Raw genomic sequence first — 24277 nt, 5'->3', positions numbered from 1 at the left:
CGGGGCGGGCGCTTGATGCTTGCCCGGACCTGATGTCCGGGCGACACTTGCCCCACATGTCCGATTTCACCGCACCCCCCACCGCCGCCGCGCGCCGCGACCCTTTCCCGCTTCGGCTGGTCGACGGGATCGCCAAGGCGTTCGCCTTGCTCGCCGCGCTCGCGCTGGTGCTGCTGGCGCTGAACGTCCTGGTGGACGTGATCGGACGGGCCGCGTTCAACAAACCTTTCACCGGCACGCTGGAATTCACCGAAAACTGGTGGATGCCCACGCTGACGCTCATGGCCTTCGCCTTCACGGAATACCGGCAGGAGCACATCAAGGTGACGATCCTTCTGGACACGCTTCCCGTCGGGATGCGCCGTGTGGTCGAGGGCGTGTTCGGCGCGGTGGCCACGATCCTGCTGCTCGTGCTGGCGTGGCATGGGCTGAGCGAGGCGCTGGAAGCGGCGGAGTATCGTCAGACCACTGCGTCCAGCCCGCCCGTCGCGGTCTGGCCGTTCAAGTTCGCGGCCCCTGTGGGCGTTCTTGCACTGGCACTTCAGATGGCCGCGACAAGCTATCGCTACCTCGCGGGCCACTTGCCGCGCGACGCAGGGCAGGCGGAGGGTGAGGCGGTATGACCAGTCAGACCGAAACCGTCGCACCGATGCGTGCCCTGTCTTGGGTGGGCGTGACGATTTTCGTCATCGGCCTTGTCGTGGCTGCCGGATCGCTTTGGGGGATGCTCGGGGCGGACCTGCCGAAAGAGATCACCGGGCTGCTGATCGTGGTCTTGTCCATCGTGCTGCTGCTCATGGGGATCCCCGTGGGGGTGGCGATGCTGGGGGCGGCGGTGGTCGGGCTCTATGCGCTGTCCGGCGGGCGCGTCGTGCGCTCGACGATGGAGAGCGTGGCGTTCGACGCGACCGCGTCATGGTCGCTGTCGGTGATCCCGATGTTCATCCTGATGGGCATGATCCTGTGGAAATCCGGGCTGACCACCTCGGCCTTTTCCGCCGCGCGGATGTGGCTGGGCTGGATGCCCGGCGGGCTGGCGGTGGCCACGAATTTCGCGGGCGCCGCGCTGGCGGCGAGTTCGGGCAGCACCATCGGCATCACCTATGCGCTGGGGCGGGTTTCGATTCCCGAGATGCTGAAGTCGGGCTATCACCCGCAGCTTGCCGTGGGCAGTGTCGCCGCCGCCGGGACGCTGGGCCAGATCATTCCGCCCAGTCTGCTTCTTGTCGTTTATGCGGGGGCGGCGTCGCTCCCGGTCGGGCAACAGCTTCTTGCGGGTGTCGTTCCGGGCGTGATCCTCGCCTTCGCGTTCGGGCTGATGATCGTGCTGCACGCGACGCTGCGGCCCGGCATCGCGCCGCGGGCGGACCTGTCGGACGTGACATGGCCGATGCGGATGCGGTCGCTTCTGGACGGGATGCCCATCGCGCTGGTCATCGTCATCGTGATCGGCGGGCTGTTCGCCGGCATCTTCACCGCGACCGAGGCCGGTGTCTGCGGCATGATCGTCGCGCTGATCCTCGGCGTGATCCATCAGTTGCGTCTCGGGACCGCGGTGCGCGACATCGCCCGGATGCTGCGCGAGGCGCTCGTGGGTACGCTGACCGGCACCGCCTCGGTCTTCCTGCTGATCGTCGGGGTCGCGGTGCTGACCCGCGCAATGGCGTTGAGCCAGGTGCCCAACTTCATCGCGAGCGGGATCGCGGAGATGGGGCTGGGCCGGGTGGAGCTGTTGTTCATCCTGATAGGGGCCTACCTGATCCTCGGCATGTTCATGGATACGCTGGCGATGATGCTCCTCACCATTCCCGTGCTGCTCGGCCCGCTGGCCTCCGTGGGTGTCGACCCGCTGTGGTTCGGGGTGTTCCTCGTCGTCATGGCGGAGGTCGGGCTGTTGACCCCGCCGCTGGGTATCCTCACGTTCATCGTCCATCGCATCGCGTCGGACCCCGAGGCGAACCTTGGCAACCCGATCTCGCTCGGCACGGTGTTCCTTGGGGTCCTGCCCTTCGCGCTGACTGCCATCGCGGTGGTGATCCTGCTCATCCTGGTGCCCGACATCGTCACATGGCTGCCGGGGGCCAGTACGGGCCGATGACGGGACGGGCCAGAAGCACGGCGAGGGAGAGGGCATGACCACGACGGAGCCGGACACCCGCAAGGCGCGCCGCGAGGCGTCGGACCGACGGATGCTGCGCGCCGCGACCGCGCTGATCAGCAAAGGCGGGATCGCCGGGGCGAAGCTGGCGCAGATCGGGGTGGATGCGGGCTACAGCCCCAACCTGCCGGTGCAGCGGTTCGGCACCAAGCTCGCGCTGCTCGAAGCGGTGCTCGACGGGATCGAAGAGCGGTTTCTGCGCCACGTGGAGGCGCGGGTCGGCACCCGGCGCGGGGCCGAGGCGCTGGCGGAGCGTATCCGGCTCCAGCTCGAGGCCGTGCGCGACATGCCTGAAAGCGCCGTCGCGCTCTATCACCTCATCATCGAAAGCACCGGTTCGATGCCCGATCTCAGGCCGCGGGTCGCGCGGCTTCAGCGGGCCTATCACGACAACCTGCGGCTCTACCTCGAACAGGCGGCGCTGGCCGGAGAGCTGGCCCCGGAGACGGATATCGACCGGGCGGCGCGGGTGATTTCGGGGGCGATCGGCGGGATGTCGATGCAGGCGATCGTGGAGGACCGCACGAGGGCCCTGGGCGATGACGCCGAGGCGCTGGCCTCCCATCTCCTCGCCCCGATCCTCGCGCGCTAGGTCAGGCGGCGGCGATGCGGGCCTGCGTCTCGCCGATCTCTTCACGGAGAATCGCCTTCCAATCAGCGATGCGGCCCTCGTCCACCTCGTCGGAATGAACGGCGATGGAAATGGCGAGGTCCGGTTCCTCGGCGAAGGCGCAGACGCCCATGCCCATCCCGAAGATCGAGCGATAAGCGCGTCCGCGGCTTTCGGAAAACCCGGTCTCGCGGGTCGTGGCGACCGCCTGACGCACGCTGTCTGCATCAAGGTTTTCGAACCCGCCGAGTTCGGGCGCGATGGTGCCGATCACACGTTCGACCGTCTCGTCCGGCAAGCCCGCGAGAAGCGCGGTGGCCCCGGCGCCGACACCGAGGTAGCGGCGCTGCCCGACCTCCACGGGAATGACGCGGATGACCGCGCGGCCCTCGGCCTTGTGCATGCAGACGGCCTCGAACCCCGAGCGGCGCATGAGATAGGTGGTCACGTTGGAGCGTTCCGCCACGCGGTCCACGCAAGCCGTCCAGGGGGCGAGCGCCAGCACCCGGTCGCTCACCGCGAGGCCCAGTTCGTAACTCAGCATCCCGACTTCGTACTTTCGCGAGGCGGTGTCGTAGGCGGCGAGGCCGGTGTCGGTCAGGCTTTTGAGAATACGGTGGGTGGTCGAGCGGGGCAGGCCCACGGCCTCGGAAATGGCGCGCAGGTTGCGCGGGGCGTCGCCGGAGACATGCGAGATCTGGCGCAGGATCGCGGCTGCCCGCCGGATCGCCTGTGTGCCGTCCTGATTTTCGTCTTTCATGCCCGGTCCCCGTGCGATTTCGAGCAGCCTACAGGCTCCCGTCCGTGCCTGCCACCAACTCTGCCGCCCGTTTGCGCAGGTCGGGTTTCTGCACCTTGCCAACGGCGTTCATCGGCAGAGCTTCGACGTGTTCGAGACGCTCGGGAAATTTCTGCCGGGCGAGGCCCGCGGCGGTGAGGTGGCGTGTCATGTCGTCGAAGCCGAACGGACCGTTGCCCACGACGAACGCCACGACCATCTCGCCCCGCTCGGGCTCGGGCGTGCCGACGACCGCGACCGCATCGACATGCGGGTGGGTGAGCAGCGCGTTTTCGATTTCCAGCGGGCTGATGTTCTCGCCCTTGCGGATGATGATGTCCTTGCGACGCCCGGTGATGACGACAAAGCGGTCCTCGACGATCCGGGCGAGGTCGCCCATGCGGAAGAACCCGTCTTCGGTGAAGGCCCCCGCGTCGTGGGCGGGGTCGAGGTAGCCGGGAAACATCTGCGGGCCGCGCAACAGGATCTCGCCATCGTCGAGCCGGTGGTCAACGGCCAGCTCACCATCCGTGTCCGTATGGTCCTCGGCCGCGGCGCGGTCCCGGATGCCGGGGCAGGCCAGTGGAATCTCGGTCGAGCCATAGGCGCGTGAGACGATGGCCTGCGGCCAAGCCCTGAGAGCGTCGCGCACGAGGTCCGGGGGCACCGAGGCGCCGCCGCAGATGAAGCGGCGCAGCGAGGGCAGGGCGGTGCCGGAGGATCGGCAGGCGGACAGGAGAGCGGTGAGGAACGGCGTGGCCCCGGCCATGAAGGTCGCCCCCTCGGCCGCGATCCGGGAGACGGCGCGCTCAGCGTCCCACTGGTCTTCGAGCACCGTCCGGCATCCGGTGATCCACGGAAACTCGAAGGCATAGATCGAGCCGCCGATATGCCCGATGGGGGAGGGGACGTAGAGCACATCCTCATCCCCGAGCGACCAGAAGCGGCCCGCGTGGCGCACCACGGCGTCGAGGCTGTCATGGGTGTGGATCACGCCCTTGGGCGCTCCGGTGCTGCCGGAGGTGAAGATGATGAGCTTGGCGTCGCGGCTGTCGGGCAGACGCGGCGCTGCCGGGGGCCCGTCCATGAGCGCGTCGAAGGTGAGCGGCCCGTCGCCGCGCACGGTGATGACGTGCTTGGGCGGCGTGGCGAGCGAGGCCACCAGACCGGGATAGTCAACCTTGCCCGCAGGCGGGATGAAGATCGCCTCTACCCCGCAGGTGGGCAGAATCGCCGTGAGTTCGGCGCGCCGGTAGATCGGCAGGAGCGGAACGACGCGGTAGCCCGTGAGCGCGGCTGCGAGGTTGATGATCGTCGCTTCCCACCAGTTCGGAAGCTGGAACGCGATGGCCGCGCCGGGCGTCAGCCCCAGCCGGTCCAGACCGCCCGCGAGGCGCAGGGCGCGGTCGACCATGTCCGCACGGGTGAGGCGGGTGTCGCCCTGCCGGACCACTTCGCGCATCGGGTCCGCGTCGCGGAGGTCCAGCGCGATCTGGCCCAGCGTCGGGCGGCGCTCGGCCCGGTGTCGCCCGGCCTGCCCCAACGCCGCCATGCGCGCGGCGAGCCGGTCCGTGGCCTCGCTCATGTCTTTTTCGACTTCGCGAGGAACGCCTCGACCCGCGCGCGGTGGTCGGCGCTGCGCACGGTCTGCGCCTCGAGCGCGAGGCCGGGGTCCATCATGGCATGGGCCAGCCGTTTGAGTTCCATGTTCATCACGATCTTGGTGCCGCGGATCGCCTCGGTCGCGCCGGCGAGCAGGCGGTCGCAGAAGGCATCGACCGCGTCGTCCAGCGCATCCTCGGCCAGAACGTGGTTCACCAGACCGATCTCGGCCGCTTTCCGGGCGGTCAGAATCTCGCCGGTGAACAGGTATTCCTTGGCGCGGTGCAGGCCCACCAGAACCGGCCAAATGATCGCGCCGCCGTCGCCGGCCACCAGCCCGATGGTGACGTGGGGGTCGCCGATCTTCGCGGTTTCGGAGGCGAAGGTCACGTCGCAGAAAAGCGCGATGGTCGCGCCAAGTCCGACAGCGGGGCCGTTGATACGGGCGATGACGGGTTTTTCGATGTCGAGGAGGGTGTAGATCAGCGCCCGCGCATCCTCGACCTCGGTGTCGAAGGTTTCGGGGGCTTCGATCACGCGCCGCATCCCGTCGATGTCGCCGCCTGCCGAAAAGGCCCGGCCCGCGCCGGTGATGACCACCACGTCGCTGCCGGTGTCGTCGCGGGCGAAGGCCAGCGCGTCCACGATCTCGCGATGCATCGGGCCGCCGAAAGCGTTGAGCACCTCGGGCCGGTTCATGGTGATCGTCAGGCGCCGTCCGGTGCGCTCGACCAGCAGGGTTTCGAATGTTGGCGTGTCGCTCATGGCTTTCCCCATCGCGTGTCAGCGTAGTCGAGGAAGGCCTGCGGTGCGCCCCCCATTTCGGCCCGGAGGGCGCGGGCGCGGTAGGTCCAGCGGTGGAGCGGGTGTTCCAGCGTCAGGCCCATCGCCCCCATGAACTGGTGCAGGTCATAGCCGATCCGGGTCGCGTGGCTTTGGATGTGGGCAAGGGCCAGCGCGGCGTGGGCGGGGTCGCGGGTGGATGCGGCGCGCAGGGTCAGGAGCCGGGCGCCGTCGATCCAGACGGCATCAGTGGCGAGCCGGTGCTGCACGCCCTGAAAGCTGCCGATGGGGCGGCCGAATTGCTCGCGCTCGCGCACATAGCGCAGGACCGAGGCGAGGCCGCCGTCCAGAACACCGCCCAGCTCGGCGGCGAGCGCGATCTGCCAGAGGGTGCGGATGGTCTGCGGGTCGGCGTCGAGGGGCTGCCAGTCGAGGTCTTGCCCCGCGACGCCCATCGGGTAGGCGTAGAGGCTTTCGACCGGTTCCGCCTGACCGTCCAGCCGGGCGAGGCGCACGGCGTCGGGAGTGATCGACACCAGCGCGCGGGCTTGCGGGAGGAAGCGGATCGCGCCGGGCGCGTCGTCCACCACGACCGCGAGCGGGCGGGGGAGGTCGTCGCCGAGGAAGGGGCGCAGGAGCGCGGAGGCGGCGCATTCAATGACCACCGGCACTCTGGCGACGTCATGCACCATCGCCGCCGCGGCGACGGTGCCCAGATCCTCCTCACGCGCGGCGTCGAAGAACCCGGCCTCCTCCAGCCGGGCGTCGAGCGCGTGGCCGTAGTCGTACCGGCCCCAGCCTTCGACGGTGTGAAACCCGGCTTCGACCTCGTCGCCGAGCATCTGTCCGAGGACGGTCGAGAAGGTCGCCTGATCCTCGTTGAACGCAAGCCGCATGGTCAGGCCCCCTTGGGCAGGTCGAGGTGGCGCCGGGCCACGAGGTTGAGCTGGATCTCGGCGGCCCCGGCCGCGATGCCGGTCACGATGGCACGCTCGTGGTGGGCCTGAAATGCAGCGTGGTCGGTGCCGGAGTAGCAGTCGGGAAGGAAATCCATCCCGAAATCCGTGACCTTGTGATCGGCCTCGACCACCGCGACGCGGGCGAGGTTGGCCGCGGTTCCCGGCGGCTCGCCCCGCGCGCGCTCATCGACGACGCGGTAGACCAGCATCCGTGCCGCATCGCAGGCGGCGGCGGCCTCGGCCGCGCGGGTGCGGATGACCGCGTTGTCAAAGCCGTCGCGGGCCTTGAGCTGTGCGACCATCGCGTCCAATTCGCGCGACGACATTTCGTAGCGTGGGATGCCGACCCGTTCATTCGCGAGCGCGTAGGAGATGATCGTCCAGCCTTCGCCTTCGTCGCCCAGACGGCAGGACGCGGGGACGCGGACGTCGGTGAAGAACACTTCGTGGATGTCGCCGTGGCCGATGAGGCTGGGGATCGCACGGACCTCGATCCCCGGTGTGTCCATCGGGACGAGGAAAACGGCGATGCCGTTACGCCCCTCGCCGGTGCGGGCGAGCAGGAAGCAGGTTTCGGCCAGCCCGGCGTAAGAGGTCCAGATCTTCTGCCCATTGATGACGTAGTCGTCGCCGTCGCGCAGCGCGCGGGTGCGCAGCGAGGCGAGGTCGGAGCCCGCGCCCGGTTCGGAAAAACCCTGACACCAGATCGCGCGCCCTGCGGCCATCGGGGGCAGGTAGCGCTGTTTCTGGGCGTCGGAGCCGTAGCGCATGAGGACGGGGCCGATCCAGTTGACGTTCATGTACTGACCGCCGCGCGGCTCGCCCGCCGCCCACATTTCCTCGCCGAGGATGAAATGCTCCCATGTCGGGCGGTCCGCGCCGCCCCATTCGGCGGGCCAGTGCGGGACGAGCAGCCCGGCCTCGGCAAGCTGCGGGCAGAACGACAGGCTGAACTCGGTCTGTTCGCGTGACCCCGGCCCGTGTCTTGCGGTAGCGTCCCAGTCGGAGGGCAAGACGCGGTCGAGGAAATCGCGCACCCGCGTGCGAAACGCGTCGTTTTCATCCGACCACGCGAAATCCATTCCGTATCCTCCCGTATCGTGGGACAAAATGCCCCGACTTTCTGTGGGGAAAATGCCGGTCCGCTATCGCCATGTCAACACTGCTGCGGTTGACCCGCTGCAAATCGAACGTATAACTTGGGCGATAGCCGACACGAACTGCGCTGGCCTGTGCGAAATCGCTTCATATCACAATATGGAACGAGGTCGCTGGAGGAGGACAATGGAACTCACGCCCACGGACGAGGACGAGGCGTTTCGCATCGCCGCCCGCGACTGGCTTCTCGCCAATCGCCCGACCCAGACGCCCCCGCGTGAGGGGCAGGCGTCGCGCGAATTCGCGACCGCGTGGCTTGCCAAGTGCCATGCCGCCGGGTGGTCCGGTCTGGCCTGGCCCACGGATTATGGCGGGCAGGGGCTTTCCCCGGCCCGGCTGATGCTGTGGTACGAAGAATATGTGCGTGCGCGCGCGCCCTCGACGCTCGATTGCAGCTTCGTCGCGCTCAACCATGCCGGGCCGACCGTGATCGCACGCGGGACCGAGGCGCAGAAGGCGTTTCACCTTCCGCGCATCCTTGAAGGCCGGTCGATCTGGTGTCAGGGCTTCTCGGAGCCCGGTGCGGGGTCGGACCTCGCGGCCCTGCGCACGACCGGGCGGGTCGAGGGGGATGAGCTGGTGGTGAACGGCCAGAAGATCTGGTCGAGCTATGCCGATATCGCGGATTACCAGGAGCTTCTGATCCGGACCGAACCGGGGTCAAGCCGGCACAAGGGGCTGTCATGGGTGATCTGCGACATGACCCTTCCGGGGATCACTGTGCGGCCCATCGCCAACATGGCGGGGGTCACCCACTTTGCCGAGGTCTTCTACGACGACGTGCGTATTCCTCTGTCAGATGTGGTGGGCGCGTTGCACGACGGCTGGTCGGTGGCCATGACGACGCTGGCGTTCGAGCGGCGCACCGCCGCGCTCGCGCTGCAACTGGAGCTGTCGGTGAAGGTCGAAGACCTGATCGCGATGGCCGGGCCTGCGCCGGGATCGGCGACCGCCGAACGGCTGGCCGATCTGCGCGCCGAGGCCGCCGCCCTGCGCGCGATGACATGGCGCACGGCGCTGCGCGAGCCCGCGACGCCCTTCGACGGCTCGCTCGTGCGGCTGACCTTCGCGGAACTCGCGCAACGTATCCACCGCGCGGCGATGGATATCCTCGGTCCCGCCGGGCTGACCGACAGCCACTGGTCCTACGATTATCTCGAGAGCTATTCCGAAACCATCGCGGGCGGGGCGGCTGAAATTCAGCGCAACATCATTGCGGAGCGCATCCTTGGACTGCCACGGGAGCCACGGCCATGAGTTTCGACCTGACCCCCGGCGAAGACCTGCGCCAGATCCTCGACGCGGCGCAGTCGATGCTCGACAGCCATTACCCGGTGGCGCGTCTGCGGGAAGGCGGGGCGGACGACCTTGGGCCGTTGGAAGACTTCGGCGCTTTCGTGCTGGCCCTTTCGGAGGCGGACGGCGGGGCGGGGTTCTCGCTCATCGAGGAGGCGCAGTTGCATGTCGCGCTGGGCCGTCACCTTGTCACGCCCTCGGCTCTGGCGACGGCGGTGGCGCGGCGCGTCGATCCCGAGGTCACGGCGGCGATGGGCGTGGTGGACGGAGACCAGTGGCTCGCGGTTGCGCCGGAGGGTGCGACGCATGTCTTGGTCCGGTCGGGGGAGGCCCTGACCCTCGCGCCGCTCGAAGGGCAGGTGGCCGCCACACCTTTTGGCGCCGGGCTGCCCACGGCGCATGTCGCGCCCGCACCGGACAATCGGCGCGCGGACCCGGCGACCGATCACCTCGCGGGCCTGCTGACCGGGGCGCAGCTGCTGGGTGTCGCGATCGGGGCGCGTGACCTTGCCGTGGCCTATGCGGGCACCCGTGAGCAGTTCGGGCGGCCCATCGGCAGCTTTCAGGCCGTGAAACACCATGCCGCGAACATGGCGCTCGGGATCGAGATGGTGTCTGCCCAGCTCGACATGGCGGCCATCGCGCTGCGCGACGCGCGCGAGGATGCGGGGTTCCAGGTCGCGGCGCTGGCCCGGCTCGCCCCCCGCGTCGCGCTGGAGACTGCGCGGTCGGGCATCCAGATTCACGGCGGGATCGGGTTTTCGGCCGAGGCCGACGCGCATCATTTCCTCAAGCAGGCCCATATCCTGCGTCAGTTCCTTGGGCCGCGTGATATACTGGACGAGGCCGCGCCGCTTGCCCCCTATGGAAAGGACAGCCCATGAGAACCGCCCTGATCACCGGCGCGTCGAGCGGCATCGGACTCGCCACCGCGCGCAAGTTCCTGAGCGAAGGCGTGGCCGTTGTCGGCGTGGGCCGCGACCGGGCCAAGCTGGACGCGGCGGTCGCGGGCTGCGCCGACCTCCCGGCGCCGTTCCTGCCGCTGGCCGCCGATATTACAGCGGACGACGCCCCCGCCCGCGCCGTGAAGCTGGCGATGGATGAGACGGGGCGGCTCGATCACCTCGTCAACAACGCAGGTGTCGGCAGCCCGCAGCCGGTTCACAGCACCGATGACGAGACGCTCGACAACTTCCTGAACCTCATGCTGCGCGCGCCCTTCCGGCTGGCGCGCGAGGCGCTGACCGCCTTCGGGGATACCGCGACCATCGTGAACGTCTCTTCGACCTATGCGCTCGTGGGCGGGCTGCGGGGCGGGGCCTATTCGGCGGCCAAGGCGGGGCTGAACGGTCTGACGCTCCACATGGCCGCGCAGTATGGGTCTGCTGGTATCCGGTCGAACGCGGTCGCGCCGGGGGTGATCCCCACACCGATGACCGAACACCGGCTGGAGGTCGAGGCGTTTCGCAGGATGAATTACGACATGACGCCCGCGGCGCGCTGGGGCACGGCGCAGGATGTGGCGGAAGCGATCTGGTTCCTGTCCTCACCCGCCTCGGGCTGGATCAACGGCCAAGTGCTCGCCGTCGATGGCGGCTGGACGACCACCAAGTTCCTCACGGAATCTGCTTTGACCTCAGAGCGCGACGACCAACCGGCGGACTGGAGTCATTCCGGGCGGTGAAACAGAGCAGGGCGTGATCGCTCGGGTGAATTTCAACGCAACCGACCGGATCAAAGACAAGTATCAAGATGTCCCCCGAAATCGTCCGACTGGCGGTGATGCTGCACGGTCGATTTCCGCGAACGCCCGGACCCATCGCGCTTGGCGGCTCGCCGCGCGCAACGTAAACTGCCGGGCATGGGATATGTGACGTCGCTTTTCGCGCGCAAGGTGGTCGCCGCGGCGGGCGGCGGGATCGATGCTGCGGCGATGCTGGCCAGTGTCGGGATCGCCCCCGACGACCCCTGGGACTCCGGGCAGATGGTTCCGGCGGAGCGTTACTATGACATGCTGGAAAGCATTGCCGCTCGGATCGACGTGACCGATTTGCCGGTGCGCGCGGGCGCCTCGATGCGGCTGGACGAATACGGTGCGCTGGGATTGGCGTTCAAGGCGGCGACGACGCTCGGGACGTCCTATGCGCGGGTGGAACGCTATGCGCGGCTCTGGACCAGCGTCGTCGAATACGAGATGCGGCCGGCGTCGGGGGGCACGCTGTTCATTCTGCATCGGGCGGGCGAACGGCGCCTCGGGATGCGGCTTTCGAACGAGGCGACCCTCGTGAGCGCGGTTGCCATCGCAAGAGAGGTCTGCCCGGTGCCGCTCGCGCCCGTGGAAGTGCTGATCCGCCATCCCGCCCCACGCAGTCTTGTCGCGCATGAGGACTGGTTCGGCTGCCCGGTGCGCTTCGGGGCCGAGCTCGACGCGATCCTCTATGCCGATGAGGTGCTGGCCCGCCCCAACATCCTTGGAGACGAGGGGATCTCGCAATACCTGACCGCGCATCTCGACGCGGAGCTGTCCGAGATCACCCATGAGCCCGAGCTCGTGGCGCAGGCGCGCGCCGCGATCGCCCAGGCTCTCAGCGACGGGGCGCCCAAGATGGGCGAGATCGCCGGCAGCCTCGGGCTCAGCGCACGCTCCTTTCACAGGCGCCTCTCCGAGCACGGAATGAGCTTTCAGGCCCTCACCGAGGAAACGCGCCGCGACCTTGCCGAGGGGCTCTTGCTGGATGAGAGCCATTCACTGGCTGAAATCGCGTTTCTCACCGGTTTTTCCGAGCAGAGCGCCTTTACCCGCGCCTTCAAGCGCTGGATCGGCACGACGCCCGCGACCTACCGCAAGGACATGGCCCGCCGCTGACGGGCGCATTGGCGACGGCGGTCAAAAGGCTGGCATCGCCGGTCAATACCGCGCGGCATCCCCGCGCCTATCCCTTGGCGACCGAAACCGAAGCCAGGGAGACACCCCATGAAAGATCAAGATATTCTCGTCATCGGCGCAACCGGCAAGACCGGCCGCCGCGTCGCCAGCCGCCTCGAGGCGCGCGGCATCCCCGTGCGCCGGGGCTCGCGCAGCTCGGCGACACCCTTCGACTGGGAGGCGCCGCAGACCTGGGCGCCTGCGTTGCGCGGGGTCCGTGCGGCCTATGTCACCTACTTTCCCGATCTCGCCTTTCCCGGCGCCGTCGAAAAGCTCGAGTCCCTATGCGAGACGGCCCGCGACATGGACGTCGAGCACCTCGTGCTGCTGTCTGGCCGTGGCGAACACCACGCGCGGCTGGGCGAAGAGGTGGTGCGCAAGTCCGGCCTCGACTTCACCATCGTCCGGGCGTCCTGGTTCGCGCAGAACTTTTCCGAAGGCTATCTGCGCGATCCGATCCTGGCCGGCGTTCTTCCGATGCCCGGCGGCAATGTCGCCGAGCCGATCCTCGATATCGACGACATCGCCGATGTTGCCGTCGCGGCGCTGACGGAAGAGGGCCACAGGGGCGCACTCTACGAGGTGACTGGCCCGCGGCTGATGTCTTTCGCCGACATGGCCGCCGAGCTCTCGCAGGCCACCGGTCGCCAGATCCGGCATGTCCCGATCAGCTTCGAGGATTTCCACGCGAACGTCGCCCAGGCTGGCGGTGACTTCGTCGCCGACGTCTTTACCGCCATTGCTCGCGAAACGCTGGACGGGCGCAACGCCCACACCACGGACGGCGTGATGCGCGCGCTCGGCCGGGCCCCCCGCGACTTTGCGGAGTTCGCCCGCGCGGCCGCGCAATCCGGCGCCTGGACAAGCGCCGCCTGACATCCCGTTGAAAAGGACCATGACATGACACCCACACGTTTCGAAAAGATCGCGCTCGGCCTCGCTGGCCTCACCGCGCTCACCATCGGCGCTTTCATCCTGTTCGCGCCGCACGCCTTCTACGCCAGCTACGGCATCACCCTTGGCGACGACGCCAGCCTGCTCAGCGAATTGCGCGCGCCCGGCGCCGGACTCGCGGGGTTCGGCTTGCTGATGCTGCTCGGCATCTGGCGGCACGCGGTCCTGCCGATTGGCATGACAGCGGCCCTGACGGTGTTCATCGCCTTTCCGGTCGGGCGGCTGGTCGGGCTTGCTGTAGACGGGATGCCCTCCGGCAACGTCATCGGCGCTCTCACCGTGGAACTGATCATCGCCGCTTTGTGCCTCGCCGCCTTTCGCCGTCGCCTCTGGCGGCCGGCGTCCGGCCTCTCGACGGCGCAGCCCGCGCGCTGAGACTGCCGCGGCGGCGCGGTCCGCGTTTGCGCGCCGCCGCAAATCCCAATCGAAACCTCCATGAGGAGACAAGCCAATGATCCAACAACTCTTTGAAATCAGCCTCGTTGCCGCAACGCTGGCCACGGGCCTCGTCGCAGGGGTGTTTCTCACCTTTTCCGATTTCGTGATGCGCGCGCTTGGCCGCGCCGAGCCCGCAGCCGGGATCGAAGCGATGCAGATCATCAACCGTGAGGTCTATCGGTCGCTGTTCATGACGCTCCTCCTCGGGCTGACGATTGTCTCGATCCTGCTCGCCGTCGTCGGTATCTTCCTTGTGGGACCTGACGTGGCGCTCTGGCTCTTCGGGGCCGCCGGGTTTTACATCGTCGGGGTCATGGCGGTCACCGCGCGAAAGAACGTGCCGATGAACCAGCGCCTCGACAGCATGGAGCACCGGAGCGCCGACGCACACGCGTATTGGACCACCTACACGCGCGACTGGACCCGCTGGAACCATCTGCGCTGGGTCGCCGCGCTGGCCGCCGCGATCGGCTACCTCGGTGCGACCATCACGGTCGCCGGACCGTTATGACCGGGTGCGGGCAGGGTCGGTCGGCCCCGGTCCTGCCGCATGGTTCGAAGGACAAGGCATGATGGATGAACCGCTGACCTTTCGCCCGGCGTGCGAGGCCGATCTGTTCGGGATCGTCGAGATGCTGGCAGATGATCCGCTGGGTGAACTGCGTGAGGATCTGCGGGCGCCGCTGCCCGAGGCCTACCGCGCGGCCTTTTGCGCAATCGAAAGCGATCCGAACCAGTTGCTCGTCGTGGCCGAGCGCAACGGGGCGCTCGTCGGCACGCTGCAACTCAGCTTGCTGCCCGGCCTCGCCAGACAGGGCGCCTGGCGTGGACAGATCGAGGCGGTGCGGATCGCGCGCGATCATCGGGGCGGCAAGCTTGGCGAAGCGATGTTCAACTGGGCGATCGACGAATGCCGGGCGCGCGGGTGCTCGTTGGTTCAACTCACCACGGACAAGGCCCGGCCAGACGCCCATCGCTTCTATGACCGTCTGGGCTTTGAGCCGACACATGTCGGCTACAAGCTGAAGCTCTGAGGTCGGGCAGCGGACCATTCTTTCCCCCGGAGCACGCCGCGCTGGTGCGGCGAGCCGAGGCCAGACCTGGCCGAGTAGGGCGGGAAGCTGCTTTTCGGTGCGTCCGTCACGAACTGGCGACATGGGCGGGAACGGGCCATGAGCCAGGTCATGGCGTATTGGCCGCTCCCCGCCTGCCTGGTCGCGTCACGACGTCCTCAAAAGCGCCCACCCGACGAGCACGAACCAGACGATTGCGCCAAGGCCGAAAACCGCGCCGACCGCGTCGCCAATCGGGGCGATGACGGTCGCCAACCCTGCCACGCCGGCGATGAGCCCGAGCACCGTGATGCTTCGGGGCAGAAGCGCGCCCTTGCTGGCCGCCAGGCTCACCGTCGCGATCCAGGCGCCGCCCGCGATTTCGTTCCCGCCGCCCAAGCCGAGCTCGACCGTGCGAAGCACGGACCACATCTGCGCGGCCCCGTCCGGGTCCGTCGCGAAGAGATGTGCGGCCGTTTCCACCGCCACATTGGCGATCATCCCCGCGCCCAGCACCAGCGTCGCCCAGATCAGGCCAAGCGCTCTGGTCACATCCGCAAAGCCGGGCCGGGACGCGGCGAGCCTGCGCGCGAGGGCGACGGTGAGTACGGCGAGCGCGAGGGCGTTGACCACATAGATCGTCAGGTTCCACGCGATAAGGATACTGGCCCCGCCGTCGTCGATGAACCGCACGACCTGGGCCGGGTCGATGTTCGCCGTGCCGAAATTGAGAGGCGCGAAAACGGTCAGGAGAAGCGCGAAGCCGATGACATAAGTGATAGCGCAAAGAAGTGCGGCGAGACCGCCGGTTTTGGACAGAGTCATTTGAATACCTTTCAGGTTGAATGTGAGGCGCCGGAGATGCGCTCGGCGAAATGATCGCGCAGGCGTCGCGTGCCGCGCGGTTCGCCGACCATCTCCACGCCCAGTGCGGTGAGGAAAAACGCGACCGGGCCCCCGATGCGGCGCGGCGTGATCTTTGGCAGAACGGCAAGCGTCATGCGGCGTAGACCGTCCGGGAGGCAGGTGATGCGCGCCGGGCGGCCTGCGACCTCACAGGCCAGCGCCGCAAGATCGCGGTGGGTGAAGATGTCGGGTCCGCCCACGTCGAGCCACGGTGTGCCCGCGTCCACCGCGTCGGCGACGGCCCCGGCGAGGTCGGCGCCGTGGATCGGGTTGATCCGAAGCGCCCCGTCGCCGAACAACCAGACACGGCCCTGCTGCGCCATGGCGAGGAAGTCTTCCATGTCCGAGAAATACCCCGATGGCGCGATCACCGTGCTCGCGATCTCTGCGGTCTGAAGCGCCGCGACGAAGTCCGACTTGGCGTCCACCAGGGGCACGCCGCGCATCTTGTCCGCATTGAGAACATGGACGTAGGCGAACCGCGGGACGTTTGCCGCTTCGGCTTCGCGCAGCAGGTTGAGGTTCGCCTGATAATCCACGTCGCGATACCCGAGCCCGTCTGCCTGCCGGGTGATCCCGAGGGCGGAAACGACGAGGTCAACACCCTCCATCACCCCGACAAGGGATGCCGGGTCCGTCGCCTCGGCTTCGATGAGCGTATCGGCGGCCAGACCCTTGGCGCGCGATCTGGAGCGCACCAGAGCTGAGACATACCAGCCGCGCCGGGCGTATTCGGCACAGAGGTAACTGCCGAGGTAGCCGGTCGCACCGGCGATCAGAACATTTCCCATCCGTCCCTCCATCACCGAACCGCCACGACGAGCGTCGAGACGAGCATGAGGCTCGTGACCGGTCCCCAGAGCATCCGCTCGAGCGTCGATGGCGTTGCCCAATTGGCAAGGCAGGTCAGGACGCCGAGCGCGATCACCCCCCAGAAAAACGGTTTTGGCAAGCCCAGTCGCAGGATCTCGGCACGGTCGAGAACCACCGCGGCCATGAGCGCGAGAAGCCCGGCTTGCGCGACGGCCAGCCCGCGCAAGAGCGGGGGCAGCACACCGTCGATTTGGCCGCCGAGCGTGGCCTGCCCCCAAGGTGCACCAAACGCGAGGCCGACGTGCATGGCCACGGGCAGTGCGGCAAGACCCGCGTAAGTGAAAGCGAAAGCCTGTTTCATGACTTTGGTCTCCTTTTGATGAACCGATCCAGAACCTCGATCGTGCGCAGGTCTTGAAAGATCGGACGCCGCGGCTTGCGCGGGGCGTCTTTCGCGACTTGCCCGGTCAGAATTTTGTGCAGCGCGTCAAAGCGGTGGCGGCGGTGTTCGAGCAGCAAGGACTGCGATCTCCAATCTCCGTTCATCACGCTCACCCGACGACCCGGTAGCCGCGCCCGCGCAGGCACTCGATGACGATGGATTGGCGGCGGTCCGAGACGCTCACCGCGCTGGCGACGCCGCCGGTCAAGGCTCCCGCCACCGCGCCGCCAATCGCCCCGCCGAGCGGGTCGTGATCATCGTCCAGCGCGCCGATGAGGGCGCCCGCCCCCATGCCCATCGTTGCTGCCGCCATCGTTTCATGGTCGAACTGCCTTTGCGATTTCGCAAGCGTCTGACAGGCGGCAAGGTCAGACTGGAACGCGGCGGTCTGCGGCCCGTCCAGAATGGGAGTGTAATTCGCGCCCATGTCGTCGCAGGCGGCCAAAGTCGCCGCCGCGAACAGGGACAGAAACACAGGTTTCATATCGTATCCTCGATCTTCGTTTCGATGACGAGGACATAGGGGAGCGCCCCCGCTCACGGCATGACCGGGCCGATCAGAGGTTTGACACTTGGTAACAGAGGCGCGTCAGGTCGCGTCGCGATAGGCCGTCGGGCTTTTCCCGGTCCAGCGTTTGAACGCGCGCACGAAAGAGGACGCCTCGGAAAAGCCGAGCAGATAGGCGGTCTCGTTCACCGACACCTTGCGCGCGGTCAGATAGTCGCGCGCCATGCGTTCACGGAGCTGGTCGTGGATTTCGGCAAAGGTCACGCCCTCGTCTTTCAGCCGCCGATAGAGCGTCTGCCGGCTCATCCCGAGCGCGCGGGCCGACTTGTCCATCGACAGCGCGCCCTTGTGGAGATCGGGCAGGATCTGCGCCTCGATGCGTGACCGGATGCTGTCGGACTGGGCGAGCTCGGCGAGCATCGTGTCGGCGTGACGGGTAAAAACACCGAAGACATATTCATTGCCAGGCTCGAACGCGCTCTCGGTCGTGGCCCAGACCGGATCGATGCGAAGTGCGTTTCTTTTGGCTTCGAAGGTGACGGGGATGCGAAAGAGTTCTGGATACTCGCCAACATGGGGCGGAGGTGCGTAGGTGACCTCCATCGCAAGCTCGAAATTGATGCCCTCGAACGAGCGCCGGAACTCGCTGATGAACCGCGCGAAGGACGCCTCGATCGAGATGTAGTCGGGCCCCTCCACGGGAAGGTGATCGACGATCCAGACCTCTCCCCGCTCCCGGACAAGCTCGAACCGGTCGCGGTCTGCGAAGGCCAGATTTTCGGCCATAAGCCGCAAATAGCGGTTCAGCTGCTCGATGGAATGGGCGAGCGAGGACGACGTATGCACGATCTGGCCGACCACCGACATGGTCTCCAGCCGGGTCTCAAGCGTGTGGCGCAGGAGGAGCGCCGTGTCGCCGGTCGCCGCAATCCCCGCCCCGATGAGCGACTGATACGACGCCACCGGCACGCGATTGTCCTGATCGGCAAGGTCGTCTTCGCCTAGCCCGATTTCCGCAAGGAGCGCGGCGCGGTCCGCGCCCCGTGCCACCGTGTAATCCAAAAGCGCCGAAACAAAGCCCGCCGCCATCATCGTGTCGGTCATGAAATGAAACCTGAGGTCAATTTGATGTCACCTTAGGTCATCGTCCTGTCGTGGCAAACCCTTTAGTATTCGCCCAATCACTAGACGGAAAGGACGATGCAATGAAACGCAAGATACTCAAAACCGCAGGCGTGCTGCTTGGCATTGCAGCGCTTGGATTTGCCGGGCTTATGGCCGCGACCTCGGGCGATGCGCCGGTCACGGACCTCGTTGTGCACGACGCAGACCTGCCCCGGCTCACGGTGAACGGCATCACGCTTCATGGCGAGGTGATCGGCGACCCCGGCGCGCCACTCGCCATTGTCCTTCACGGTGGACCCGGAGGCGATCATCGCTCGCTCAAGGCGCTGGCAGCGCTCGAAGAAACGCACAGGGTTCTTTTCTTCGACCAACGCGGCGCGGGGCTTTCTGAGCGGGTCGCGCCAGAGGATCTGACCCTTGCCGCACAGCTGTCAGACATCGACGCTCTGGCCGAGCAGTTTTCGCCCGACGGGCAGATCACCCTCATCGGGCACTCTTTCGGCGCGATGCTGGCGCTCGCGTATATCGGCGCGCATCCCACCCGCGTCAGCCGCGCGGTCTTGATCGAACCGGGATTTCTGGACGCGGCAGGGTATGAGGCGTGGGAGGCGCGGCGGGCCGAGATGTCACGGACATTTCCCGTTGTTCGCGCGGGCCTGCTCGCCGGGTTTCAATCTCGCAACGTCACCGCCACGGATGAAGCCGCGCCACAGGATTATGTCGTGGGCACCGTTGTGCATGCCTTCGCGGACCACCCGGACAACCCCTACCATTGCGCGGGCAAGCCATACGACGCGCCCGCGTGGCGGTTCGGCGCGACCGCGAGCGACACGTTCTGGGCCGATCCTTCGGTGATTTTCCCGGCGCTCGATGCTGCGTTCAGTGCGGATGTGCCGCTGCTCTTCGTCGCTGGCGGCTGCAACGACTGGACCGGAGAGGCGCTTCAAGCCGCCCATGCCAGCCGTTTTCCGACCGCCGAACTGGCCGTCGTCGAGGACGCCGGACATGACGTGATCTGGGATCAACCTGCCCACGCGCTCACTGCCATCCGCGCTTTCCTTGACTAAGCGCCGCTGCACTGCGCGGGCAGTCGCGGGACGGGGTCGCGCGGGGCACCGTCCACCGTCACGCCGGTAAATGCCTTCTGAAGGTGCCAGTTGCGGTCCAGATACAGGGTCGGCGGGCCCCTGGAACCGCGTCTTGTGTCGTCGTTGTTGAAGGCCTGCAGATCCGAAGCGGTCAACCAGTCCGGTCTCTGGATGGGCATCGGCAAGGTTCCAGCAGACCCTGCTGACGCAACACCATCCCAAGTGGGGGCGCGTTGCATCACCTTCGCGCGCTGGACCTGCTTCTCCGGAGGCCGCGTGGAAAACCTTCATGCCCGGTATCTGCGGAGACCTCCCGCCACGTTATGAACGTCTGCGCGAGAAACCGGTGTCAGGTAAAACTGTCAGCAAAGAGAGCTTTGTTGCATCTTGTTTCAAGTAAGTCTGGAGCGGGCGACGGGAATCGAACCCGTATCATCAGCTTGGAAGACAGATGTTTAAATGTAAATTTATCTCATATTTTCAATTACTTAACCTCACACCAAGAAGTAATTTGTAGGCAAAATGTCGGAAAGGAATTTTTGGAGCGGGCGACGGGAATCGAACCCGTATCATCAGCTTGGAAGGCTGAGGTCTTACCATTACACAACGCCCGCGCAGTGATCTCGTAACTATGACATCACATTTCCGGGGTCAAGATAGCCCCCGGTAGACAGTGAACTCTAGGTCAGTATCGGCCCATTCCGGCCATTGGGAGTGTTTTTGAGTGCTGCGAGGCAGTTCCGCATTGCGGACGTTGGCGTCTGCCTTCAACGAACCTTTATGGTCGCCCTGAGGTGCCGCCGAAGCGTCATCACAACGCCGTATCAGCGCCCGATGATCTCCACGCGGCGGTTCTGTTCGCGGCCTTCTTCTGTCTCGTTGCTGGCCAGCGGATTGGATTCGCCCCGACCTTCGGACGAAATCGACACGTTGGTCAGAATGTCCAAGCTGGCGAAATAGGCCCGCACGGCCGCGGCACGCTCTTGCGACAGTGTCAGATTGTAGGCGTCGCTGCCGGTGGCATCGGTGTGGCCAACAACGCGAAAGGCGGAGAGATTGGCGTCGGCGATCTGCATGGCGAGTTCGTCGAGCGCGGCCTTGGCATCAGGCATGAGGTCGTTGCTGTCATGGGCAAAGAGCACGGCGCCGTCCAACGTGAAGCGTAAGGCAGAACCAATGGCCGCGACCGCATCGACGTCCGCCCCGGCAAATGAGGTGCCACAGCCCTTTCCGTCATCGGCAAGGCGCACAAAGCGGAAATCAGTGCCGTCTTGCGCAGCGCCTGCGATGTCTACCTCGGCCCGCCCGCCGGTAATAGCGCCAATGTCTGTCCATTCCACACCATCGGTAGAAATGGCGAGCGACATAGCCTCGACTTTCGGCCCGACCTCAAACACGTATAGGTCCGGCCCCTCGACATCCACCAGCGCGTTGTCGGTAAACTGCAAGACCACATTCCCGTCGCAGCCGAGTGACAGGAAGCTGCCATCATTCACATTCCCGGAATAATTCGGTGCGCCCAGCGTAGCGGCGGGATCTGTGGCCGAACTCTTGATCGTTCCGCTGCCGACTGTGCTTGAGACAACCGCATCGGCGAAGGAACGATCGCCCTGAGGCAGAACGACAGTCCCACGGGTGGCGTCGCTATACTCGGTCTGCTGTGCGGCGGCAGGGGCGGAGGCGAGGCAGAATGCGAGAGCGCGAATGATATGGGACATGAAAAATCTCCTTATGAGAGGAGGAAAACCGACGAGTGCGGCATGGGTCAAGCCCGGAGTTCGGCAGGACGAAAGACGGCTACGCCGGACGCCAACCGGTGCGCGGCGAATGATGTTCGATGCGGGGTTATCAGCGGGTCTGTCCACCTTGGACGGCCTATTTCGGTCGATTGTGTTGAAAAAGTCCCCATCCCTACAAGTGCAGGCCTCCGGCCAGAACTTTGTTCTCCAACGGTCGGTTTTGACCCTATGACAGGCGTTTAAGGCAACTGACAAAATCGGGCGTTCTCGCAAGTCTGGCCGTTTTGAGACGGCTCGAGTTTTGCAACACAATCGGCCCATAAGAGACATTCATTCGTTTTCGCCTCAAAGCGACTTGAATAGAACCCTTAGCCCACAAATTCTTCGGGGCACATGACCTCGAGGGAAAACTCGATCCCGTCGATTTCGCCCGCAATTGTCACAGGGAACGAGAGGCCGTCGACGCTCGCCGGGACCGTCGCCCCGAACTGCCGCGAAATCTCGTCGGTGCGGATTTCCATGCTAACGACTCCACTCGGCAAAATCGCGGCCTCGAAAGCTGGCATGCCGTTCGCACCATGCGTCCGAGCGGTTACAAACGGCGCGCGTTCGCACAGGACGGGCGCGTCAAACTCGGTGCTCCCGAATGCACCGGAAACCGAGCCATTCGGGTTTTCGACAGGTTGCGCGCCAAGAACGGTCGGAGCCGTCAGTAGAAAAAACGGCAGAAAGATCAGTCGTGACATGTGGCGCTCCCGCTTTTTAATTGGACGCTCGAATAAACCCAACGGTGTTCCCCTCAACCCCTAACAAAGTTAAGAACCTACCGCAAACCAGCCATCATACAGCGTTAGCGTCGCCTCGTCGCGGTTAAGTGCATTGCTGCGCTCCAGACACTTTCTACTGCAGAAATCGAATAAACTTAGAACACAGCATGCTCCAACAAAACGGACGTTGGTACAGAATGCAGCGAAGGTCAGCTCTCCGCCCATTCTGTAGAAGAACATCCTTTGTCTACTGCAGTGATCCGGTGCGTGAGAGATGCGCATGCGCCTTCCTGGTCAGGCTTCGCGCGTCTCCTGCGGTGCAGGAAAGATCTTCGCCAGCTTTCGGAGGTTCTAGGCGGCGGCGAGGAAAAATTCGTCGTTTTCACCGCATGGGTCACGTAGTGGAAACCGGCCTAAGCCAAGAATGAGTTTGAGGTGCGCGCATAGCATCTCGATCTTTTTCCGAAGCTGCATCGAGAACGTCATATTGCCGGTTCATGGCGATGTCGCGGGCGATCTGGCGGGCGCCTTCATGTCCTTCACGGGAGATGGAGCGAAAGTCCATGTTCGGGCAGGAGCGCGTTTTCAATGGGCGAATCATATCTGCACAGCGCTCTTGTTTTACGAGGGTTTTTTGCCGCCGCGCGACAAGAAGACCGGGGCCGCCAGAGACAGAACAAGGAACGCAACCGAGATAGGGCTCTTGAAGAGAAACCATGGGTCGGCGCCGGAAGCCGAGAAAGCTTCACGGGCGCTGCGTTCTATGGGACCCGCGAGGATGTAGGCGATGACAAAGGGCAAGACCGGCACCTGCATCTTTCGCATGAAGAAGCCGAATACACCGAACCCGAGCGTCGTCCAGATCGCGAACATCGAGGTTTCCTGAAAGTAGATTGCGGTCATGGCCACGAGCAGCACGACCGGCAAAAGGTAGTGCGCCGGTATCTTTGCAAGCACGCCCATCGCCCGCATGAACGAACCGCCGACCGTCCAGTTCAACAGGTTACCCAGTGCCATCAGCGTGAATATCCCGAAGGCCGTCACGAGCTGCGGATTGATCTCATTTTCCGTGAATGTGAAGACTGCGGGGCCAGGATTGAACCCCCCTATGCTGTCGGCCGCGAGGATCAGGAAAACAGCGGCCGCGTTGCCAGGGATACCAAGGGACAAGACCGGAATGAGGTTCGCGCCGGAGACAGCGGAGTTCGCCGCCTCGGTCGCAGCGATGCCTTCCGGCACACCGGTCCCGAACTGTGGGTCTTCCGAAGCGGTTATTGCGCGGTGGCGGCGCCTGGCAAGTGTATAGGAGAGCGTCGCTGCAAGCGTCGATCCGACCCCTGGTAGCGCGCCGATCATGGTCCCCACGACAGCACCACGCCCGATATAGGGAACGATCCGGCGGATGTCGCCCCGCTGAAGACCGTCTATCGCCCCGCGGTTCTCGACGTCCTTCACCTTCAGGGCATGCTTGTTCCGCCAGAGTTCTTCCAGTGTCGACAGGATTTCACCCACGATCAACACGCCAAGAACGGCGGCGGTCAGCGAGAACCCTTCTCGCAATGCCGGAATCCCCATGGTCAGGCGCGGGGAGAGGTCACTTCCCGATGCAATAAAGGCGGCGATCAATCCGAGGCTCACGGAAAGGAGCCCCTTGCCGACAGATGCCCCCATCACCGCGGCGATGAACGATATCGACAGGATGAGGAGCGCGGTCTTTTCCGGCAGGTCGAGGTAGCGCTCGACGATCACTGCGAGGAATGGTGCACAGACAAACAAAACGATGTCCGAGAATGTATCCCCCGACACCGACGACAGCTGCGCGATCCTTAGTGCACGCTTCGGCTGGCCGTTTTGTGCCATTGGATGACCATCGAGCGTGGTCATCATGGCGTCCGGCGTTCCCGGCAGGTTGAAAAGGATCGCGGGGACGGCTCCGCCGAGCGTGGCGCCCTTCATGATCCCGATCAGAAACGCGAAGACCGGCAAGAGGGCATCCGGTGTGAAACCGAAGGCAGAAATGAGTAACGGCAGCGAAATCGCCATCGCCATTGGTCCCGCAAGACCGGGCGTCGCGCCAACGGCGATGCCCGTCAGAAGCCCGCCCATGAGCATGACAATGGCCACAGGAACCCCGATCCCGAAGATCGAAAACAATTCAGGTCCATTCAGGACCGA

At 65.7% G+C, this 24277-nt stretch carries 25 protein-coding genes, 1 tRNA gene and 1 pseudogene; 12 read left to right on the top strand and 15 right to left on the bottom strand.

Annotation, left to right across the window (positions count from 1 at the left end):
- Positions 1 to 56 precede the first annotated feature (56 nt).
- From B2585_RS11505 to B2585_RS11495, 3 genes are read left to right on the top strand one after another with little or no spacing between them, the layout of a single operon-like run.
- Entirely contained in the window at positions 57 to 623 is a 567-nt protein-coding gene (locus B2585_RS11505) for a TRAP transporter small permease subunit (RefSeq protein ID WP_292023170.1), read from the top strand.
- The gene (locus B2585_RS11500; protein ID WP_292023168.1) at positions 620 to 2098 is read left to right on the top strand and encodes a TRAP transporter large permease; all 1479 of its coding nucleotides are present in this window, start codon (positions 620 to 622) and stop codon (positions 2096 to 2098) included. Before B2585_RS11505 ends, B2585_RS11500 begins: the two co-directional genes overlap by 4 nt.
- A gap of 34 nt (positions 2099 to 2132) precedes the next feature.
- Positions 2133 to 2750, top strand: a complete 618-nt coding sequence (locus B2585_RS11495) for a TetR/AcrR family transcriptional regulator (protein ID WP_292023166.1) — start codon at positions 2133 to 2135, stop codon at positions 2748 to 2750.
- A 1-nt stretch (position 2751) separates the two neighbouring features.
- Here B2585_RS11495 and B2585_RS11490 read toward each other — a convergent pair whose 3' ends face one another.
- The 5 genes from B2585_RS11490 to B2585_RS11470 are packed head-to-tail and all read right to left on the bottom strand — an operon-like array spanning position 2752 to position 7972.
- Positions 2752 to 3528, bottom strand: coding sequence for an IclR family transcriptional regulator (locus tag B2585_RS11490; protein ID WP_292023164.1), 777 nt, complete (start codon positions 3526 to 3528; stop codon positions 2752 to 2754).
- 28 nt (positions 3529 to 3556) lie between these two features.
- On the bottom strand, positions 3557 to 5131 hold the full coding sequence (locus B2585_RS11485; protein ID WP_292023162.1) for an AMP-binding protein: 1575 nt from the start codon (positions 5129 to 5131) through the stop codon (positions 3557 to 3559).
- Positions 5128 to 5913, bottom strand: a complete 786-nt coding sequence (locus tag B2585_RS11480; RefSeq protein ID WP_292023161.1) for an enoyl-CoA hydratase/isomerase family protein — start codon at positions 5911 to 5913, stop codon at positions 5128 to 5130. The genes B2585_RS11485 and B2585_RS11480 overlap by 4 nt, the downstream gene beginning before the upstream one ends.
- The gene (locus B2585_RS11475; protein WP_292023159.1) at positions 5910 to 6827 is read right to left on the bottom strand and encodes an acyl-CoA dehydrogenase family protein; all 918 of its coding nucleotides are present in this window, start codon (positions 6825 to 6827) and stop codon (positions 5910 to 5912) included. The genes B2585_RS11480 and B2585_RS11475 overlap by 4 nt, the downstream gene beginning before the upstream one ends.
- Positions 6828 to 6829: 2 nt before the next feature.
- A complete protein-coding gene (locus B2585_RS11470) occupies positions 6830 to 7972 on the bottom strand; it encodes an acyl-CoA dehydrogenase family protein (protein WP_292023157.1) in 1143 nt (380 codons plus the stop codon).
- 202 nt (positions 7973 to 8174) lie between these two features.
- Here B2585_RS11470 and B2585_RS11465 point away from each other — a divergent pair, with 202 nt between their 5' ends.
- From B2585_RS11465 to B2585_RS11430, 8 genes are all read left to right on the top strand, one after another.
- Positions 8175 to 9305 carry an acyl-CoA dehydrogenase family protein gene (locus B2585_RS11465; RefSeq protein ID WP_292023155.1) on the top strand — a complete coding sequence of 377 codons (1131 nt, stop codon included), beginning with the start codon at positions 8175 to 8177 and terminating at the stop codon, positions 9303 to 9305.
- Positions 9302 to 10228, top strand: coding sequence for an acyl-CoA dehydrogenase family protein (locus B2585_RS11460; protein ID WP_292023152.1), 927 nt, complete (start codon positions 9302 to 9304; stop codon positions 10226 to 10228). Before B2585_RS11465 ends, B2585_RS11460 begins: the two co-directional genes overlap by 4 nt.
- The gene (locus B2585_RS11455; RefSeq protein ID WP_292023150.1) at positions 10225 to 11028 is read left to right on the top strand and encodes an SDR family NAD(P)-dependent oxidoreductase; all 804 of its coding nucleotides are present in this window, start codon (positions 10225 to 10227) and stop codon (positions 11026 to 11028) included. Before B2585_RS11460 ends, B2585_RS11455 begins: the two co-directional genes overlap by 4 nt.
- Positions 11029 to 11205: 177 nt before the next feature.
- On the top strand, positions 11206 to 12210 hold the full coding sequence (locus B2585_RS11450) for an AraC family transcriptional regulator (RefSeq protein WP_292023148.1): 1005 nt from the start codon (positions 11206 to 11208) through the stop codon (positions 12208 to 12210).
- Between the two features lie 108 nt (positions 12211 to 12318).
- Positions 12319 to 13146 (top strand): NAD(P)H-binding protein, encoded by an 828-nt coding sequence (locus B2585_RS11445; RefSeq protein WP_292023146.1) that lies wholly within the window; start codon positions 12319 to 12321, stop codon positions 13144 to 13146.
- A gap of 24 nt (positions 13147 to 13170) precedes the next feature.
- Positions 13171 to 13599 carry a DUF4345 domain-containing protein gene (locus tag B2585_RS11440; RefSeq protein WP_292023144.1) on the top strand — a complete coding sequence of 143 codons (429 nt, stop codon included), beginning with the start codon at positions 13171 to 13173 and terminating at the stop codon, positions 13597 to 13599.
- A gap of 76 nt (positions 13600 to 13675) precedes the next feature.
- Positions 13676 to 14173, top strand: coding sequence for a DUF1772 domain-containing protein (locus tag B2585_RS11435; protein ID WP_292023142.1), 498 nt, complete (start codon positions 13676 to 13678; stop codon positions 14171 to 14173).
- 58 nt (positions 14174 to 14231) lie between these two features.
- Positions 14232 to 14696 (top strand): GNAT family N-acetyltransferase, encoded by a 465-nt coding sequence (locus tag B2585_RS11430; protein WP_292023140.1) that lies wholly within the window; start codon positions 14232 to 14234, stop codon positions 14694 to 14696.
- A gap of 186 nt (positions 14697 to 14882) precedes the next feature.
- Here B2585_RS11430 and B2585_RS11425 read toward each other — a convergent pair whose 3' ends face one another.
- The 5 genes from B2585_RS11425 to B2585_RS11405 all read right to left on the bottom strand — a co-directional run bounded on the left by B2585_RS11425 (position 14883) and on the right by B2585_RS11405 (position 18487).
- Positions 14883 to 15539 carry a DUF4386 family protein gene (locus B2585_RS11425; protein WP_292023138.1) on the bottom strand — a complete coding sequence of 219 codons (657 nt, stop codon included), beginning with the start codon at positions 15537 to 15539 and terminating at the stop codon, positions 14883 to 14885.
- Positions 15540 to 15550: 11 nt separating this feature from the next.
- Positions 15551 to 16411, bottom strand: a complete 861-nt coding sequence (locus tag B2585_RS11420; RefSeq protein ID WP_292023136.1) for an SDR family oxidoreductase — start codon at positions 16409 to 16411, stop codon at positions 15551 to 15553.
- An 11-nt stretch (positions 16412 to 16422) separates the two neighbouring features.
- Complete coding sequence (locus B2585_RS11415; protein WP_292023133.1) at positions 16423 to 16794, bottom strand: hypothetical protein; 372 nt, start codon at positions 16792 to 16794, stop codon at positions 16423 to 16425.
- A gap of 190 nt (positions 16795 to 16984) precedes the next feature.
- On the bottom strand, positions 16985 to 17359 hold the full coding sequence (locus B2585_RS11410; protein WP_292023132.1) for a glycine zipper family protein: 375 nt from the start codon (positions 17357 to 17359) through the stop codon (positions 16985 to 16987).
- A gap of 105 nt (positions 17360 to 17464) precedes the next feature.
- Positions 17465 to 18487, bottom strand: a complete 1023-nt coding sequence (locus tag B2585_RS11405) for an AraC family transcriptional regulator (protein ID WP_292023130.1) — start codon at positions 18485 to 18487, stop codon at positions 17465 to 17467.
- A 101-nt stretch (positions 18488 to 18588) separates the two neighbouring features.
- On the opposite strand from B2585_RS11405, the gene B2585_RS11400 reads away from it, so the two are divergent.
- Positions 18589 to 19575, top strand: a complete 987-nt coding sequence (locus B2585_RS11400) for an alpha/beta fold hydrolase (protein ID WP_292023129.1) — start codon at positions 18589 to 18591, stop codon at positions 19573 to 19575.
- A 561-nt stretch (positions 19576 to 20136) separates the two neighbouring features.
- Here the strand turns inward: B2585_RS11400 and B2585_RS11395 are convergent.
- From B2585_RS11395 to B2585_RS11375, 5 genes and pseudogenes are all read right to left on the bottom strand, one after another.
- A tRNA-Gly gene (locus tag B2585_RS11395) sits at positions 20137 to 20210 on the bottom strand.
- 210 nt (positions 20211 to 20420) lie between these two features.
- Positions 20421 to 21314 carry an OmpA family protein gene (locus tag B2585_RS11390; protein WP_292023127.1) on the bottom strand — a complete coding sequence of 298 codons (894 nt, stop codon included), beginning with the start codon at positions 21312 to 21314 and terminating at the stop codon, positions 20421 to 20423.
- A 389-nt stretch (positions 21315 to 21703) separates the two neighbouring features.
- Positions 21704 to 22123: a hypothetical protein gene (locus B2585_RS11385; RefSeq protein ID WP_292023125.1), complete on the bottom strand. Its 420-nt coding sequence runs from the start codon at positions 22121 to 22123 to the stop codon at positions 21704 to 21706.
- A gap of 330 nt (positions 22124 to 22453) precedes the next feature.
- Positions 22454 to 22694, bottom strand: a pseudogene (locus B2585_RS11380) (IS5/IS1182 family transposase); the annotation flags it as partial.
- Between the two features lie 29 nt (positions 22695 to 22723).
- On the bottom strand, positions 22724 to 24208 hold the full coding sequence (locus B2585_RS11375; RefSeq protein ID WP_292023122.1) for a tripartite tricarboxylate transporter permease: 1485 nt from the start codon (positions 24206 to 24208) through the stop codon (positions 22724 to 22726).
- Positions 24209 to 24277 lie beyond the last annotated feature (69 nt).

It is taken from the genome of Maritimibacter sp. UBA3975, from assembly GCF_002384975.1.
Taxonomy (GTDB): domain Bacteria; phylum Pseudomonadota; class Alphaproteobacteria; order Rhodobacterales; family Rhodobacteraceae; genus Maritimibacter.
This window is presented reverse-complemented; position numbering and strand designations above follow the sequence as displayed.

Excerpts from the sequence above, each read along its gene's own strand:
- B2585_RS11505 (WP_292023170.1), top strand. The coding sequence starts at position 57 with ATGTCCGATTTCACCGCACCCCCCACCGCCGCCGCGCGCCGCGACCCT.
- B2585_RS11500 (WP_292023168.1), top strand. The coding sequence starts at position 620 with ATGACCAGTCAGACCGAAACCGTCGCACCGATGCGTGCCCTGTCTTGG.
- B2585_RS11495 (WP_292023166.1), top strand. The coding sequence starts at position 2,133 with ATGACCACGACGGAGCCGGACACCCGCAAGGCGCGCCGCGAGGCGTCG.
- B2585_RS11490 (WP_292023164.1), bottom strand. The coding sequence starts at position 3,528 with ATGAAAGACGAAAATCAGGACGGCACACAGGCGATCCGGCGGGCAGCC.
- B2585_RS11485 (WP_292023162.1), bottom strand. The coding sequence starts at position 5,131 with ATGAGCGAGGCCACGGACCGGCTCGCCGCGCGCATGGCGGCGTTGGGG.
- B2585_RS11480 (WP_292023161.1), bottom strand. The coding sequence starts at position 5,913 with ATGAGCGACACGCCAACATTCGAAACCCTGCTGGTCGAGCGCACCGGA.
- B2585_RS11475 (WP_292023159.1), bottom strand. The coding sequence starts at position 6,827 with ATGCGGCTTGCGTTCAACGAGGATCAGGCGACCTTCTCGACCGTCCTC.
- B2585_RS11470 (WP_292023157.1), bottom strand. The coding sequence starts at position 7,972 with ATGGATTTCGCGTGGTCGGATGAAAACGACGCGTTTCGCACGCGGGTG.
- B2585_RS11465 (WP_292023155.1), top strand. The coding sequence starts at position 8,175 with ATGGAACTCACGCCCACGGACGAGGACGAGGCGTTTCGCATCGCCGCC.
- B2585_RS11460 (WP_292023152.1), top strand. The coding sequence starts at position 9,302 with ATGAGTTTCGACCTGACCCCCGGCGAAGACCTGCGCCAGATCCTCGAC.
- B2585_RS11455 (WP_292023150.1), top strand. The coding sequence starts at position 10,225 with ATGAGAACCGCCCTGATCACCGGCGCGTCGAGCGGCATCGGACTCGCC.
- B2585_RS11450 (WP_292023148.1), top strand. The coding sequence starts at position 11,206 with ATGGGATATGTGACGTCGCTTTTCGCGCGCAAGGTGGTCGCCGCGGCG.
- B2585_RS11445 (WP_292023146.1), top strand. The coding sequence starts at position 12,319 with ATGAAAGATCAAGATATTCTCGTCATCGGCGCAACCGGCAAGACCGGC.
- B2585_RS11440 (WP_292023144.1), top strand. The coding sequence starts at position 13,171 with ATGACACCCACACGTTTCGAAAAGATCGCGCTCGGCCTCGCTGGCCTC.
- B2585_RS11435 (WP_292023142.1), top strand. The coding sequence starts at position 13,676 with ATGATCCAACAACTCTTTGAAATCAGCCTCGTTGCCGCAACGCTGGCC.
- B2585_RS11430 (WP_292023140.1), top strand. The coding sequence starts at position 14,232 with ATGATGGATGAACCGCTGACCTTTCGCCCGGCGTGCGAGGCCGATCTG.
- B2585_RS11425 (WP_292023138.1), bottom strand. The coding sequence starts at position 15,539 with ATGACTCTGTCCAAAACCGGCGGTCTCGCCGCACTTCTTTGCGCTATC.
- B2585_RS11420 (WP_292023136.1), bottom strand. The coding sequence starts at position 16,411 with ATGGGAAATGTTCTGATCGCCGGTGCGACCGGCTACCTCGGCAGTTAC.
- B2585_RS11415 (WP_292023133.1), bottom strand. The coding sequence starts at position 16,794 with ATGAAACAGGCTTTCGCTTTCACTTACGCGGGTCTTGCCGCACTGCCC.
- B2585_RS11410 (WP_292023132.1), bottom strand. The coding sequence starts at position 17,359 with ATGAAACCTGTGTTTCTGTCCCTGTTCGCGGCGGCGACTTTGGCCGCC.
- B2585_RS11405 (WP_292023130.1), bottom strand. The coding sequence starts at position 18,487 with ATGACCGACACGATGATGGCGGCGGGCTTTGTTTCGGCGCTTTTGGAT.
- B2585_RS11400 (WP_292023129.1), top strand. The coding sequence starts at position 18,589 with ATGAAACGCAAGATACTCAAAACCGCAGGCGTGCTGCTTGGCATTGCA.
- B2585_RS11390 (WP_292023127.1), bottom strand. The coding sequence starts at position 21,314 with ATGTCCCATATCATTCGCGCTCTCGCATTCTGCCTCGCCTCCGCCCCT.
- B2585_RS11375 (WP_292023122.1), bottom strand. The coding sequence starts at position 24,208 with ATGGGCGGGCTTCTGACGGGCATCGCCGTTGGCGCGACGCCCGGTCTT.